The organism is Parazoarcus communis (assembly GCF_003111665.1).
GTDB lineage: Bacteria > Pseudomonadota > Gammaproteobacteria > Burkholderiales > Rhodocyclaceae > Parazoarcus > Parazoarcus communis_B.
Genome location: NZ_CP022188.1, coordinates 4,119,243 through 4,133,330, shown reverse-complemented (window position 1 = coordinate 4,133,330; position 14,088 = coordinate 4,119,243). Strand labels below are relative to the sequence as shown.

15 protein-coding genes are annotated in these 14,088 nt (G+C 64.4%); 6 read left to right on the top strand and 9 right to left on the bottom strand.

From position 1 onward, the window contains the following. Window position 1 precedes the first annotated feature (1 nt). From CEW87_RS18850 to CEW87_RS18835, 4 genes are read left to right on the top strand one after another with little or no spacing between them, the layout of a single operon-like run. The gene (locus CEW87_RS18850) at window positions 2-706 is read left to right on the top strand and encodes a 2Fe-2S iron-sulfur cluster-binding protein (protein WP_108975468.1); all 705 of its coding nucleotides are present in this window, start codon (window positions 2-4) and stop codon (window positions 704-706) included. Next, on the top strand, window positions 703-1,251 hold the full coding sequence (locus CEW87_RS18845) for an NADP oxidoreductase (RefSeq protein ID WP_108975466.1): 549 nt from the start codon (window positions 703-705) through the stop codon (window positions 1,249-1,251). Before CEW87_RS18850 ends, CEW87_RS18845 begins: the two co-directional genes overlap by 4 nt. A 7-nt stretch (window positions 1,252-1,258) precedes the next feature. Beyond that, complete coding sequence (locus tag CEW87_RS18840) at window positions 1,259-2,722, top strand: Ni/Fe hydrogenase subunit alpha (RefSeq protein WP_108975464.1); 1,464 nt, start codon at window positions 1,259-1,261, stop codon at window positions 2,720-2,722. Then, window positions 2,719-3,264, top strand: a complete 546-nt coding sequence (locus tag CEW87_RS18835; RefSeq protein WP_159098213.1) for a hydrogenase maturation protease — start codon at window positions 2,719-2,721, stop codon at window positions 3,262-3,264. The genes CEW87_RS18840 and CEW87_RS18835 overlap by 4 nt, the downstream gene beginning before the upstream one ends. Here CEW87_RS18835 and CEW87_RS18830 read toward each other — a convergent pair. The 3 genes from CEW87_RS18830 to CEW87_RS18820 are packed head-to-tail and all read right to left on the bottom strand — an operon-like array spanning window position 3,163 to window position 6,250. Further along, on the bottom strand, window positions 3,163-4,341 hold the full coding sequence (locus CEW87_RS18830) for a benzoate/H(+) symporter BenE family transporter (RefSeq protein ID WP_234421584.1): 1,179 nt from the start codon (window positions 4,339-4,341) through the stop codon (window positions 3,163-3,165). The genes CEW87_RS18835 and CEW87_RS18830 overlap by 102 nt on opposite strands. Before the next feature lie 34 nt (window positions 4,342-4,375). After that, window positions 4,376-5,233, bottom strand: a complete 858-nt coding sequence (locus CEW87_RS18825; protein ID WP_108975459.1) for an HDOD domain-containing protein — start codon at window positions 5,231-5,233, stop codon at window positions 4,376-4,378. 27 nt (window positions 5,234-5,260) lie between these two features. Next, window positions 5,261-6,250 (bottom strand): cation diffusion facilitator family transporter, encoded by a 990-nt coding sequence (locus CEW87_RS18820; protein WP_108975457.1) that lies wholly within the window; start codon window positions 6,248-6,250, stop codon window positions 5,261-5,263. A gap of 73 nt (window positions 6,251-6,323) precedes the next feature. Here CEW87_RS18820 and CEW87_RS18815 point away from each other — a divergent pair, with 73 nt between their 5' ends. Then, window positions 6,324-7,175 (top strand): endonuclease/exonuclease/phosphatase family protein, encoded by an 852-nt coding sequence (locus tag CEW87_RS18815; RefSeq protein WP_108975455.1) that lies wholly within the window; start codon window positions 6,324-6,326, stop codon window positions 7,173-7,175. A 1-nt stretch (window position 7,176) separates the two neighbouring features. Here the strand turns inward: CEW87_RS18815 and CEW87_RS18810 are convergent, their stop codons facing one another. The 6 genes from CEW87_RS18810 to CEW87_RS18785 form a co-directional block, all read right to left on the bottom strand. Then, window positions 7,177-7,989 (bottom strand): DUF2189 domain-containing protein, encoded by an 813-nt coding sequence (locus tag CEW87_RS18810; RefSeq protein ID WP_108975453.1) that lies wholly within the window; start codon window positions 7,987-7,989, stop codon window positions 7,177-7,179. 119 nt (window positions 7,990-8,108) lie between these two features. Beyond that, on the bottom strand, window positions 8,109-8,915 hold the full coding sequence (locus tag CEW87_RS18805; RefSeq protein ID WP_108975451.1) for an alpha/beta fold hydrolase: 807 nt from the start codon (window positions 8,913-8,915) through the stop codon (window positions 8,109-8,111). 5 nt (window positions 8,916-8,920) lie between these two features. Further along, window positions 8,921-10,225, bottom strand: a complete 1,305-nt coding sequence (locus CEW87_RS18800; protein ID WP_108975449.1) for an O-acetylhomoserine aminocarboxypropyltransferase — start codon at window positions 10,223-10,225, stop codon at window positions 8,921-8,923. A gap of 33 nt (window positions 10,226-10,258) precedes the next feature. Next, the gene (locus CEW87_RS18795) at window positions 10,259-10,474 is read right to left on the bottom strand and encodes a YdcH family protein (RefSeq protein WP_108977370.1); all 216 of its coding nucleotides are present in this window, start codon (window positions 10,472-10,474) and stop codon (window positions 10,259-10,261) included. 126 nt (window positions 10,475-10,600) lie between these two features. Next, complete coding sequence (locus tag CEW87_RS18790) at window positions 10,601-11,509, bottom strand: mechanosensitive ion channel family protein (protein WP_108975447.1); 909 nt, start codon at window positions 11,507-11,509, stop codon at window positions 10,601-10,603. Further along, on the bottom strand, window positions 11,509-13,197 hold the full coding sequence (locus tag CEW87_RS18785; protein WP_159098212.1) for a TIGR00341 family protein: 1,689 nt from the start codon (window positions 13,195-13,197) through the stop codon (window positions 11,509-11,511). The genes CEW87_RS18790 and CEW87_RS18785 overlap by 1 nt, the downstream gene beginning before the upstream one ends. 287 nt (window positions 13,198-13,484) lie before the next feature. Here CEW87_RS18785 and greB point away from each other — a divergent pair, with 287 nt between their 5' ends. Next, window positions 13,485-14,045: a transcription elongation factor GreB gene (gene greB / locus CEW87_RS18780; protein ID WP_108975444.1), complete on the top strand. Its 561-nt coding sequence runs from the start codon at window positions 13,485-13,487 to the stop codon at window positions 14,043-14,045. Window positions 14,046-14,088 lie beyond the last annotated feature (43 nt).

Here is a 14,088-nt window from a genome sequence, read left to right as displayed (position 1 = left end):
GATGAGCAAGCAGTTTCTGTTTGACGGTCGTCCGGTCGTGTTCGAGGATGGACAGACCATTTTGCAGGCGGCCCGTACTGCGGGGCACTACATTCCGCATCTGTGCTGGCACCCTGACTTCCCGCCGCATGGTTCGTGCAAGCTTTGCATCGTGAAGGTGGCCGGGCGTCATGTTTCGTCGTGTGCGATGCCGGCCAAGGAAGGGATGGAGGTCGAGAGCAACACGCCGGAGATCAATGGCGAGCGGCGTGCGCTGCTGCAGATGCTCTTTGTTGAGGGCAATCACTTCTGTCCGTCTTGCGAGAAGAGCGGCAACTGTCAGTTGCAGGCGCTGGCCTACGATCTGGAGATGACTGGCGAGCGCTTTGCCCACTTCTTTCCAGAGCGCCCGGTCGATGCTTCGCATCCCGACGTGCTGCTCGACTTCAACCGCTGCATCTTCTGCGAACTCTGTGTGCGTGCCAGTCGCGATGTCGATGGCAAGAACGTATTCGCACTGACCGACCGCGGCATCAACAAGCATCTGGTGGTCAATGCCGAGTCCGGTCGACTGGGCGACACCGACCTGGCGGTTGACGACCTCGCGGCCAACATCTGCCCGGTGGGCGTGATCCTGAAGAAACGTGTTGGTTTTGCCAAGGCGATCGGCGACCGCACCTACGACGAAAAGCCCATTCACATCGTGGCCATGGAGGACGGAAAATGAATGCGCCGCGCCCCAAGGTTCGCATTGCGACCACCTCGCTTGCCGGCTGTTTTGGCTGCCACATGTCGTTTCTCGACATCGACGAGCACCTGTTCGAGCTGGTCGAGCTGGCCGAATTCGACCGCTCGCCGCTGACCGACATCAAGCACTGCGGTCCGTGCGATATCGGCCTCATCGAGGGCGGTGTGTGCAATGCCGAAAACGTGCACGTGCTGCGCGAGTTCCGGCGCAACTGCAAGACGCTGATTGCCGTTGGCGCGTGCGCGATCAACGGTGGCCTGCCTGCACAGCGCAATCACCTCGACCTCGAAGCCTGCCTGCGCGAGGTCTACATGTCGCGCGAGGGTCTGGGCGAAGGTGGGGTGCCGAACGATCCCGAACTGCCCTTGCTGCTCGACAAGGTGAGGCCGATTCACGAGTTGGTGCGGATCGACTATTTCATCCCCGGTTGCCCGCCTTCGGGCGAGGCGATCTGGAAGTTTCTGACGGATCTGATTGCCGGACGCACACCACGGCTGTCGTATCCGATGATGCATTACGACTGAGGCGCCAATGACTGCCGAACTGGAAACTGCCGAGGGACGCGAGAAACTGCGCAAGGTTGCGATCGATCCGGTGTCCCGGGTCGAAGGCCATGGTCGCGTGACGCTCCTGATCGACGACGATGATCAGATCTGCGAGGCAAGGCTGCACATCGTTGAATTTCGTGGCTTCGAGGTCTTCATTCAGGGCCGTCCGTACTGGGAAGTGCCGGTCATGGTGCAGCGCCTGTGCGGCATCTGCCCGGTCAGCCACCACCTGGCGGCGTCGAAGGCGCTCGATCATGTGGTGGGTGCGGTGCCGCCGACGCAGACCGCCGTGCAGCTCAGACGGCTGATGCACTATGGCCAGATTCTGCAATCGCACGCGCTGCACTTCTTTCACCTGTCGTCGCCGGACATGTTGTTCGGTTTTGATGCCGAGGTCGGAAAACGCAATATCGTCGGTGTGGCAGGCGCCTATCCTGACGTTGCACGCCAGGGCGTGCTGCTGCGCAAGTTCGGACAGGAGGTCATCCGCGCCACGGCCGGGAAGCGCATTCATGGCACCGGCGCCGTGCCGGGTGGCATGAACCGTCATCTGTCGCTGGCCGACCGCGATATGCTGCGTGCCGACGCCGACCAGATGGTGGCGTGGAGCCAGGCTGCGGTCGAGTTGGTCAAGCGCCTGCACCGTGCCGACCCCGGTCTGTACGACGTCTTTGGTACCTTCCGCTCCGGGCTGGCCAGCCTGGTTCGCAGCGATGGCGCGATGGACCTCTACGACGGGGTGCTGCGTTTCCGCGATGGCGACGGCAGGATCATCCGCGATCAGGTGCCGGATCAGGACTACCACCAGGTGCTGCAGGAAGATGTGAAGTCCTGGAGCTACATGAAGTTTCCCTATCTCATCGAGCGTGGCCCCGACCTGGGCTGGTACAAGGTGGGGCCGCTGGCGCGGGTGCAGAACTGCGATTTCATCCCCTCGCCACTGGCAGAGGTCGAGCGGCGGGAGTTCATCGACCATGGCAAGGGTGACGTCATCCATGCGCCGCTGGCCTATCACTGGGCGCGGATGATCGAGATGCTGCATGCGGCAGAAGTCATCCGTGACCTGCTCGACGACCCGGACTGCACTGCGGGCGAGCTGATGACGCAGGGGACGCGCGGCCACGAGGGCGTGGGCATCATCGAAGCACCGCGTGGAACGCTCATTCATCATTACCAGGTGGGCGACGACGATCTGGTGACGATGTGCAACCTCATCGTGTCCACCACCCACAACAACCAGGCCATGAACACTGCGGTGCGGGAGGTGGCCAAGCGTTACCTGTCCGGGCGCAAGCTCACCGAAGGCCTGCTGAACCATATCGAGGTGGCCATCCGCGCCTTCGACCCCTGCCTGTCGTGTGCCACCCATGCGCTGGGCCAGATGCCGCTGGTGGTCGAACTGGCGGCAGCCGACGGAGAAGTGATCGACCGCGTGGTGCGCGATTGAGTACCGTCCCCGGGCTGCTGGTGTTCGCGATCGGCAATGATGCCCGTGGCGATGATGCACTTGGCCCGCAACTGGGGGCGCGTATCGAACAGGCGTCGCCGCCCGGGGTGAAACTGCTCGCCGAGTATCAGTTGCAGATCGAGCACGCGCTGGATCTGCGCGATGCAGCGGCGGTGCTCTTCATCGATGCGGCCGTAGGCCTTGGGCAGGCATTCGAGCTGCGCCGGATCGAGCTTGATCCGGCCGCGCAGCTGCTGAGCCATTCCCTGTCACCGGCGGCCCTGCTTGCGGTGTTCGAGCGTATCGAGGGCAGGGCGCCGCCGCCCGCCTTCGTGTTTGCGCTGCGGGGCGAGTCCTTCGAACTGGGCGAGCCCCTGTCGGCGCCGGCAGCCGGTGCGCTGGAGGCGGGCTGGGCCTGGTTGTCTGCGCGCCTGTCGGTGTCAGGCCTGCTTGCTGCCGCGAGTGGCGCCGCCCTTCAGCACCAGCAGTGCAATCGTACCGGCCACGATGCCCCAGAAGGCCGACCCCACGCCGAGCAGTGATACGCCCGAGGCAGTGACCAGAAAGGTGACCAGAGCCGGTTCGCGCTCGTGTTCGTCGCGCAGTGCCATCGCCATGCCGTTACCGATGGTGCCAAGCAGGGCGAGGCCCGCAATGCCGAGCACCAGTTCTTTAGGAAAGGCGGTAAACAGCGCGCCCACCGTTGCGCCAAAAATACCGAGGATCACATAGACAACGCCTGCCGACAGTGCGGCGACATAGCGCCGGTCCGGGTCGGGGTGAGCCTCGCGACCCATGCAGATGGCTGCGGTGATCGCTGCAAGGTTGAGCGCGAAGGCGCCGAAGGGGGCAAGCAGCAGCGTGCTTACCCCGGTCCACCCGATCACCGGCGACACCGGCACGGTGTAGCCCGAGGCCTTGATGACGGTAACGCCCGGCACGTTCTGCGAGGCCATGGTGACCACGAACAGGGGCAGTGCGATGCCGATCAGGGCGCTGAAAGAGAAGGCCGGCATGGTGAATACCGGGCGCGCCAGCGCAAGCTCGAGCGCTTCGACATGCAGCAAGCCCTGGGTGGAGGCAATGCCGATGCCCACCAGCAGCGCGAGGGGGACGGCGTAGCGCGCGGCAAAGCGGCGTCCGGCGAGATAGACGCAGAACATCGGAAACACCAGCATGAACTCCGTCTTCATGGCCACGAACACATCCAGCCCGAAGCGCAGCAACACGCCGGCCAGCATGCCTGCTGCCAGCGAAATTGGGATGCGACCCATCAGGCGCTCGAACAGGCCGCTGAAACCCGCCACCGTGATGAGCGCGGCACAGACCAGGAAGGCGCCGATCGCTTCGTTCATCGGCACGCCGGCAGCGGCCGTGATCAGCATCGCCGCGCCCGGCGTACTCCACGCCGTCAGCACCGGGACGCGATAGCGCAGGGTCAGCGCGATTGAGCTCAGGCCCATGCCGATGCCAAGCGCGCCCATCCAGGACCCGATTTCGGCCTGACTCGCACCGAGGGCGTCTGCGGCCTGGAAAATGAGAACTGCGGAACTGGTGTAGCCGACCAGCACCGCGACGAAGCCGGCGACAATCGCCGACACGGACAAGTCACGCATCATTGAGGAAATCTTGCAGACAGAATCAGTAATTGAATCAGTGGCTGTGACGTCCGGGCAGGAAGGCCGAGATGCAGGCCGCAAGGCTGAGCTCTGCCTCTTCCCTGGAGGAGGTGAAACTGGCCGGGTCGAGGTCGGCGTCAAGCCACACCACGGGATCGAGTCGCGCAGCAGCCTCGTCGCTGGACTCGCCATAGCGGTCGGCATGAGAAATCATGCGCGCAATATGCAGCACGCTGGCATCGCTGGTGAATTTTCCGGCCAGCCGGGGCACCACCTGCGCACCGATCACTTCGGCAAAACAGGCCGGCAGTTTCCAGCCGTCCATCAGTGCGGCACCGACTTCGGCATAGTCGCAGCCGACGATGCGACGCTCGGCGAGGTGGAGCGGTTCTCCACTTTCGTCCGAGACCGACTGCGCCTCATCTGCCAGTTGCGGCACGGTTTCGTACAGGACCAGATGGCCGATATCGGCGAGCAGTCCGATCACGAACATGCGCTCTGCGCCGGGGTGCTTTGCCGTGCGGGCAAGGCTGCGGGCGCCGAGTGCGCACATCATGCTGCCGTGCCAGAAGCGGTCCACGTCCATGTGCTCGGGCCGAATACCCTTGAAGATCGCGCTGACCGTCATCGCGAGCACCACATCGTGCACCTGCTGCAGGCCAAGAATCGGCACTGCGCGCTCGATCGTGTCGATTTTGCCCCCGAAACCGTAATACGCGCTGTTGACCAGTCGCAGCACGCCTGCAGTCAGTGCCGGGTCTGCCGAGATCAGACGCGAGACCTCGAGCAGCGATCCGTTGGCCGACTCGAGTTGCTCCCGAATGCGATGATAGACCGTGGGTAGCGTGGCGAGCGCGTCGACCTGACAGACGATTTCCTGTGCCGAGTGCATGATGGATTCCCGTTTTGAACAGCCCGATTATCGACTATCGGTGGGGATACGTGAATGGTGCGTGGCGTGATTGGGGTAGAACACCAGCGGCTGGTCGGGTGTGAGCTCAGGTTGAAGGGTAACGTGATCGATGCCAAAGCGCCTTGCCAGCAGCTCGCGCTGATCGGCCAGTATCCTTGGCCAGCGTCCGGCATCGGAGATCACGAGATGGGCTGACAGGGCCGGGTGGTGCGAGTCGAGACTCCAGATGTGGAGGTCGTGCACCGAGCGCACGTCAGGGACGGCGGCCATTGCGTGGCCGACCTCCGGAAGTGAAAGGTTCTCCGGGACGCCCTCAAGCAGGGTGTGCACCACGCGGCGCAGCAGGTTCAGGGTGGAGGCAAGAATCAGCCCGCAGATCAGCATGGTGAGCAAGGGGTCGATTGCGAGCCAGCCCGTATACTGGATGACCAGCCCCGAAGCCAGCGCAGCGATCGAGCCGAGGATGTCGCCCAGCACATGCAGCAGCGCGGCACGGGTGTTGAGGTCCGCTTCGCCCCTCGTCAGCAGCCAGGCGACGAGCAGATTAACGCCCAGACCGATCAGCGCCACGATGGTCACGGTCTCGCCGGCAATCGCACGCGGGTCGCCCAGACGCAACACCGCCTGCCACAACAGCGCAGCCACCAGCGCGAGCATGAACACGCTGTTGGCGAGTGCAGCAAGGGATTCGACCCGGGGCAGCCCGAATGAGTGCCGAATGCTGGCCGGATGCAGCGCGAGGCGGGCGGCGAGTGCAGCAATCCCGAGCGCCAGCGCGTCGGTAACCATGTGTCCGGCATCGCCGAGCAGGGCCAGCGAGCCCGACCACCACCCGGCGATCGCTTCAACCGCCGCAAATCCGAGGGTCAGGAGGAGCGCGAGCGGTAGCCAGCGGCTGGAGGCGTGGCTGTGGTCATGGTGGTCGTGACCACGGCTGGTGTTCGTGCCGGCGGCCTCGTCTTCGTGTTCGTGATCATGTTGCGCGTGATCTTGCATGGATGTTTAGATGACGCTGCAGGTGGGTACAGGCTAGGATCATGCCATTGTGAGAGCGTGAGCGGAAACCTGAATGCGTATCGTGAGCTGGAATATACAATGGGGACGAGGGGCCGACGGTCGGGTCGATCTGGACCGGACCATCGCTGCTCTGCGTGAAATCGGCGATATCGATGTCATTTGCCTGCAGGAAGTGGGGCAGTGTTTTCCGGGCTTGAAGGGCGCGACTGCGGAAGACGGCGTTGCGATTCTGAGTGCGGCATTTCCGGGCTACGAAGTGGTGTTCGGGGCTGCGCTGGATGTGCCCGATGGCAAGGGCGGACGCGCCCGTTTCGGCAACCTGCTCCTGTCGCGACACCCGCTCGGCCAGGTCTTCCGGCATGTCCTGCCAAACCCTGCCGATCCCACCGTGCCCGGGATGCAGCGCCTGTGCATCGAAGCGGTGATCGAGGCGCCTCGCGGGCCGCTGCGGGTGTTGACCACGCATCTCGAGTACTACTCGGCATTGCAGCGTAGCGCGCAGATTGCACGCTTGCGCGAACTGCATCGTGAAGCGGTCTCCCACGCCCGTGCGCCGGGTCTGTCGAAGGATTCCAATCCGGGCTTCCGGCCCTGGCCGCGACCCGCTGCGGCGGTATTGTGCGGGGATCTCAATTGCTCGCCGGGGTCACCCGATCACACCGCGCTACTGGCGCCGATTGCGCCGGACGTACCCCAGTGGCGCGATGCCTGGCAGATCGTGAACCCGGGGCTGTCGCATGCGCCAACGGTGGGTCTGCATGGGGCCGACTGGCCGGACGAGACCTTTTGCTGCGATTTCATCTGCGTGAGCGACGATCTGGCACCGAGCGTTGTCGGCTTCAGGGTGGCGTCGGAGACGGCCGCGTCGGACCACCAGCCGGTGGTCCTCGATCTGACGGATTGAGCTAGGTCGCCGTCTTGGCCGGCTTTACCGGCAGCGGTTCGATGAGGTCGCGGTAGGCGTACCAGGTTGCATGCCCGATGATCGGCATCAGAACGACCAGTCCCAGATGGAAGCTGAGAAATCCGACGATCGTCAGCGTGGCGATCAGAAGGGCCCATACGAGCATGGCAGCGGGATTGCGGGTGAGCGCTGCGACGCTGGCCAGCATCGAGCTGATGGCGTCCTGGTTGCGGTCCAGCATCAGCGGAATCGAGACCACGCTCACCGCGAATGCGATGATGGCGAAAACCATTCCGATGCCAAAGTAGACCAGCAGGAATTCGATGTTTTCGAACGCCATCAATTGTCCGAGAAAGCCTGAGAGGTTGGGCATCTCGTTGGAGTAGAAGAGCGCGAACACGACCAGTGAGGCCCGCGCCCAGACCAGAAAGACCACGCCTAGCACGACGGCGAAAATGCCGATGTTGCCCGCATTGCGCTTCCATACGGTCAGCGTCGGGACGAGTGCGCAGTTTTCGCCGCGCTCGTGGCGCCGACTGATCTCGTACAGGCCCATCGCGAAGAACGGACCGAGAAGCAGGAAGCCCGAGGTCAGCGCAGAGGTATATTCGTAGGCGTGCTCGAACACGAACGTAATGAGCAGGCCCATCGCAGCGAAACAGAATCCGTAGAACAGACTTGGCACCGGGCAGGCCCTGAGGTCACCGAACGCGTGTGCGACCCAGCTGATGGGCGCAGTGAACGGTACGTCCCTTACGGTGGGGAAGGGCAGTGCTGCGGCCGCTTCAAGCTCGGCATCGTTGGGCTGCGACATGTCTCTCTCCTGTCGTTATTCTGGATGTTCGCTGCAGCAGAACGGGGTGCGCCGGCGGAAAACTGACGGCAGCGCGCAATCCGCCCCGCTGCCCGTACCGCCCGCTCGAATGCTTGTTGTTATGTCCTGAGAAACCCCCGAATTGCATTTGTGACTGCGTCCGGTGCTTCGGCCATCATTGCGTGGCCGGCGCCGGGCACGGTAATCATACGCGCACCGCCCGCTGCGTTGACCAGTGCTTCGTATAAGGGTTTTACCGCACGTGGTGGCGTCATCTGGTCGCGTTCGCCGCAGATCAGAAGGGTCGGGCAGTGGATGTCCGCCGCACGCGCGAGGCCATCGGTCCACGCGTTGCAGGCACTGAGATCGGTCGCCAGCACACCGGCGGCCTGGCGTTCCATCAGTCTCTGGTTGATGCCGAGCAGCGAGGTGCCCGGGGTTGCGCTCGCGCCAAGCTGGGCTGCGGGGCTGTATGACCACTGGTTGATCATGGCGTGGGCGCGCGCAGGCTTGCTGGATGCTGCGTCGATCAGCGCGGGCGCGACCGGCATTGGCGCCACGCTGCCCACCAGAATCAGGGCTTTCACCCGCCCCGCGGCGCGTGCGGTCGCGGCAAGCGCGATCAGCGATCCCATGCTGTGGCCGACAAGGCTGGCCTGGGCAACACCGACCGCATCGAGCATCTCGAGCAGCCAGTCGGCTATCGCATCGATCGTCTGCAACGGTGCGCCCTGTGAGGCGCCGTGTCCCGGCAGGTCGGGGGCGAGCACGCCGAAGCCCTGATGGGCGAGATGCCGGGCCTGGTTGTTCCACACGCTGTGGTCGTGGCCCGCGCCGTGAATCAGCACGACGGTGGGGCGTTCGCGGTCGAAATCGCGTCCGCCGGTGTAGATGCGGCAAGCCTGTTGCCTGATCAGGATATCCATGTCGCTTATGCCTTGTTGAGCTTGCCCACGGCGTAGAGGCCGCGGTCGAGATCGGCCAGCAGGTCGGCGCTGCTCTCCAGCCCCACGGACAGCCGGACCGTGCCTTCGCCGATGCCCCCGGCCGCGAGGTCGGCGGCGGTCATGCGGAAGTGGGTGGTGCTGGCAGGGTGGATGACCAGCGACTTGGCGTCGCCGACGTTGGCCAGGTGAGAGAACAGGCGCAGTGCACCGATAAAGGCGCGACCGGCCTCCCGTCCGCCCTTGAGGTCGAAGGACAGCACGGCGCCACAGCCCTCGGGGAGCAGGCGGGATGCGAGTTCGTGGTCTGGGTGGGCATCAAGGCCCGGGTAGGCGACCTTTTCCACCATCGGGTGCGTTGCCAGGTGGGCTGCAATCCGCTTCGTGTTGTCGACATGCGCGCGCATGCGCAGCGGCAGGGTTTCCAGCCCCTGCAGGATCTGGAAGGCATTCATCGGCGACATGCAGGCGCCGAAATCGCGCAGGCCTTCGCGTCTGGCACGCAGCAGGAAGGCGGCAACGGGCGACTCTTCGGCGAAGTCCATGCCATGGAAGCCGTCGTAGGGTTCGGTGAGGGTCGGAAACAGGCCCGAGGCTTCCCAGTCGAAGCGACCGCCGTCGACCAGCAGGCCGCCGACCGCAACGCCGTGGCCGCCGATGAATTTGGTGGCCGAGTGCATGACCAGATCCGCGCCAAGGTCGAAGGGGCGCTGCAAGGCCGGGCTTACGAGGGTGGCGTCCACCAGTAACGGCAGGCCTGCCGCATGGGCAATCGCGGCCACGGTGGGAATGTCGAGTACGTCGAGACCCGGGTTGCCGATCGACTCGCCGAACAGCAGGCGGGTTTCGGGGCGGATGGCGGCGCGCCAGGCCTCGGCATCACGCGGATCGACAAAAGTGGTCTGAATGCCGAAACGGGGCAGGGTGTAGGCGAACAGATTGTGCGACCCGCCGTAGAGCGAGCGCGAGGCAACGATGTGTCCGCCGCACCCCATCAGGGTGGTCACGGCGAGGTGCAGCGCCGCCTGACCGCTGGCGACCGCGATCGCGCCCACGCCGCCTTCGAGGGCAGCGATACGCTCTTCGAGCACCGCATTGGTCGGATTGGAAATGCGCGAGTAGACGTGGCCAGGGCGCTCCAGATTGAACAGGGCCGCGGCATGGTCGGCATCCGGAAACACGTAACTGGTGGTGAAGTGGATCGGTGTTGCGCGCGAGCCGTGTGTGGCGTCGGGAGACTGGCCCGCGTGGAGTGCGAGCGTCTCCGCCCCGAAGAGTCCGGTCTGGGTCATTGGAACCTTGTATGCAGTGGTCGAGCGCGAGGCTCAGGCGAGGTCGTCGGGTTCGATCAGGCGTTCGATGACGGAGATGCGGTCCTTGAGGGCCAGCTTGCGCTTCTTCATGCGCCGGATCAGCAGCTGGTCGTCGGTGGGCGCTGCGATCAGCCTGGCGATGGCAGCGTCGAGGTCGCGATGCTCGTCGCGCAGCTCTCGCAGGCGCGACTGCAGGCTGGTTACGTCGTCGAAGGAGTCGTCATTCATTGCGAACCCGTCTGGGTGGGCTGGCGCGAGGCGCCGTTGGTCGGGCAGTCCATCGCGCCAATGGTATGCGGCAGCCGCGCCAATGACAATGTCGAAGTGTTGGTAAAGTCTGTGCGGGGCGCCCACTCAGGATTGCACTGGCCCGCCCTGCAGGTCGACGCTCAGCGTCCCGGACCGCACATGAAGATCGCGTTGCGGGAAGGGTATCTCGATACCGGCGGCACGAAGCGCGCTATCGATCTCCCACAGATAGCGGGCCTGGGTCCGGGCGGGCGACATCGCGAGATCATGATTCACCCACACCACGAGCTCGAAGTCGAGGCTGCTGTCGCCGAACTTGACCAGCCATGCTTCGGGTTCGCGTCCGGGCAGCAGGATGGTGCCTGTGACCTTGCGGGCAGCCGCTGCGACTGCGTCGCGCACTTTGTCCTTGTCGGTGCCGTAGGCGACGCCAAAGGGGATGTGGATGCGGCGCAGATCGTCGTCGAAGGTCCAGTTCGTGACCCGGCCATTGATGAACTCGGAGTTGGGGACGATCACGTCGACATTGTCGTTGGTGGTGACCCGGGTGTAGCGCAGTCCGATCTCGGTGACCTTGCCGACGACGCCCGACTGCAGGTCGACGAAGTCGCCGAGTTTGAGTGTCTTCTCGAGCAGGATGATGATGCCCGACACCAGGTTGCTGAAGATGTTCTGCAGGCCGAAACCGATGCCGACACCCATTGCGCCGCCGACGATCGCAAGGCTGGCAACGTCGATGCCGAGATAGGCGAGACCGACCAGGCTGCCGATGATCCACACCATGTAGCGCACGATGCGCGTGAGCGCAAACACGGCCGATTCGGAGACCCGGACGATGGCGCGCGCATGTGCGAGCTGGCGCATGCCCCGCTCCAGCGCCGAGGCGAACCACCAGAAGAAGGCAAGGATTGCGGTCAGTCCCACAACTCGCAGCAATGTGATGTCGGTTTCGCCGAGGCGGAACCAGGTGCGGGAGGCGAGTTCGAGCGCGTGGGTAAGCAGCTGACTGTCCATTACCTCACTCCTGAGCCTGTGTTGTCCGGGGTCGGTATGACGATCGATACCGCTCTGAATGCGATCTGTCCCAGCTCGCGCTCGCCCGCCAGTTGGCTGGGCAAGGGGTAACGGCCCAGTGTCTCGGCGCCCAGTCCCTGGGCACGAATGGCTTCCGCGACCCTGTTGGCGCGTGCATTGGCGAGCCGCAGCGAGCCGCCGCCATCACTGCTGGCGTGACCAATCACCTGAACACGCTCGATGTTCCAGCGTTTGAGTGCCCATACGATGGCGTCGATGCGGTCTTGCTCTCCGGCTTCGATCGCGGCGCTCGCGCGCCCGAACCGAACCGTCGGCAAAGTCTGCATCGGCGGCAGAATGGAGAGCGTCCAGTCTGTGTGGCGCGCGCTCAGATCGTGCTCCATGTCGCGCCAGCTGGCAATATCGATGCCGGGCTGGGGGGCCGGTACCAGGATGGCGGTTCGCCGTTCGATATCCGCTTCAAATGCGGCCAGCGGTAGCGGAAAGGCATCCCGAAGACTGTCCGCCAGTGTGGTCTCGGGCACCGGAGCCGGTGCGGGGACGGGTGCAACCTCGCGCACCCGCAACTGCGGCGGCAACTCGTCGGACGTGCGCAACTGGGTGAGACGCAAGTCGATCGCTTGGCCGACTTCCGCCTCCATTGCGGCAGTGAGCCGCGCCGGGAGTTCGTGCTCGGGTGCTGCGCTGTACATCACCGCCCGCACGCGCGGGGGCTTGCCGTCGATGAAGAGCACGCTGACTTCGCCCAGTTGCCCTTCGGGAAGCGAGTTGGCGCCGCGCTCCAGCACACTGCGGATGCGGACCTGGGCAAAACTCTCGAAGGCGATCGCCTTCAGCGAATAGAACAGCGGTACCGCGAGCGGTGCCAGCACGAGCAGGGAGATGACCGCCTGCCGCGCGAAGCGTTTTCGCAGTTCGCCGCGCCCAAAGCCATACCATTCTGCAACGGCCGCCACCGCAAGACTGATGGCCACCATGTTGGTGACGAAGAGCAGAAGGGCGCCGCGGGTGATGTCCCATTGCTGGGTGACGAGACCGTAGCCGATCGTGCCCAGCGGTGGCATCAATGCGGTCGCGATGGCCACGCCGACGATCGCACCCCCGCGTCCGCGAATCATCGCGTAGCCGCCTGCGGTGCCGGACAGGATGGCAACGACAAGGTCGAACAGATTGGGCCGGGTGCGCGCGAGCAACTCGGGGGTCAGATCCTTGACGGGCGACAGGAAGACGATCAGGGAGGTGAACGCAATCGCGGCCGCGGTGCCCAGCAACAGCGTTTTGGCACTCTTGCGCCCGAGGTCGACGTCGAGTGTGGCCAGCGCCATGCCGGTGGCGACGATGGGCCCCATCAGCGGGGAAATCAGCATCGCACCGATGATGACCGCAGGTGAGTTGAGCAGCAGTCCGATCGTCGCGATGCCGCCGGCGACGACGATCATGAAGTTGAAATTGAAGGAGAAACTGGCGTCCTCATCCACTTGCGCCAGGATTGCCGCATGGTCGATGCTGCGCACCAGAGCATGCCACCAGCGCCGCCACGCGCGCGGGCCAAGCAGCATCACGCCGGCGAAGCCACGTGCGGCGATTACCCGCTCAATCAGCTCTCCAGGACCAGGCGGCGGTGGCGCGACGTTTTCAGCAGGCTTGAGTTGTTGTGTGGTGTTCATCGATTGACCGGGCGATAGATGTCTTGCTGGCGCGATGGCGGGCGCCATTTGCCAATTTCTGCGCGGAGTCTACACGGTCTCTTCGCCCCGCGATGTCAGGACAATGTGAGCACGCGCGGTATTTTGCGCGCTGCTTGGCCAGCGGCAGATGGCGACTTCTCTCGCCCGTTTGAAGGCGACGCCGCGCGCGGCCCGATCCGCCTGTGTGCAGTCGCGCAAGGCGCTGCTGCGGGCCTGCCCGGGATCCATTAAGATCGGGCGTTTCGCCAGCCTTCAGGAGTATTGCCATGAACAAGGCGTTCGTCAGGGAAGCCGACAGCGACGATGACGAGGACGCGCTGTCGCCCTCGTTGCGGCTGCCGCCTGGCAGCAAGAATTACATGACCCAGCGCGGCAATCTGGTGCTCCGCGAGGAGCTGGATCAGTTGCTGCGCGTCGAGCGACCCAAGATGGTCGAGACGGTATCGTGGGCGGCGGGTAACGGCGACCGCTCCGAGAACGGTGACTATATCTACGGCAAGAAGCGCCTGCGCGAGATCGATCGCCGCATCCGCTTCCTGATCAAGCGCATCGAGAACGCAGAGGTGGTCGACCCGGCTGCGCAGCAGAACATCGATCAGGTCTTTTTCGGCGCGACCGTCACCATCTGCGACGCAGAAGATCCCGATGCGACGGAGCAGACCTGGCAGATCGTCGGCGTCGACGAAGCCAATGCCTCCGCAGGGATGATCAGCTGGATCTCCCCGCTCGCACGTGCCCTGATCAAGGCCCGTGAGGGTGACGTGGTCCGCTTCATGAGCCCCGCCGGCGTGCGCGAGATCGAAATCCTCCAGGTTCAGTACGTCTAGCCGTTGCATTGTGTGCGCTCGGGTGGCGGTCGTCCGCGCGAAC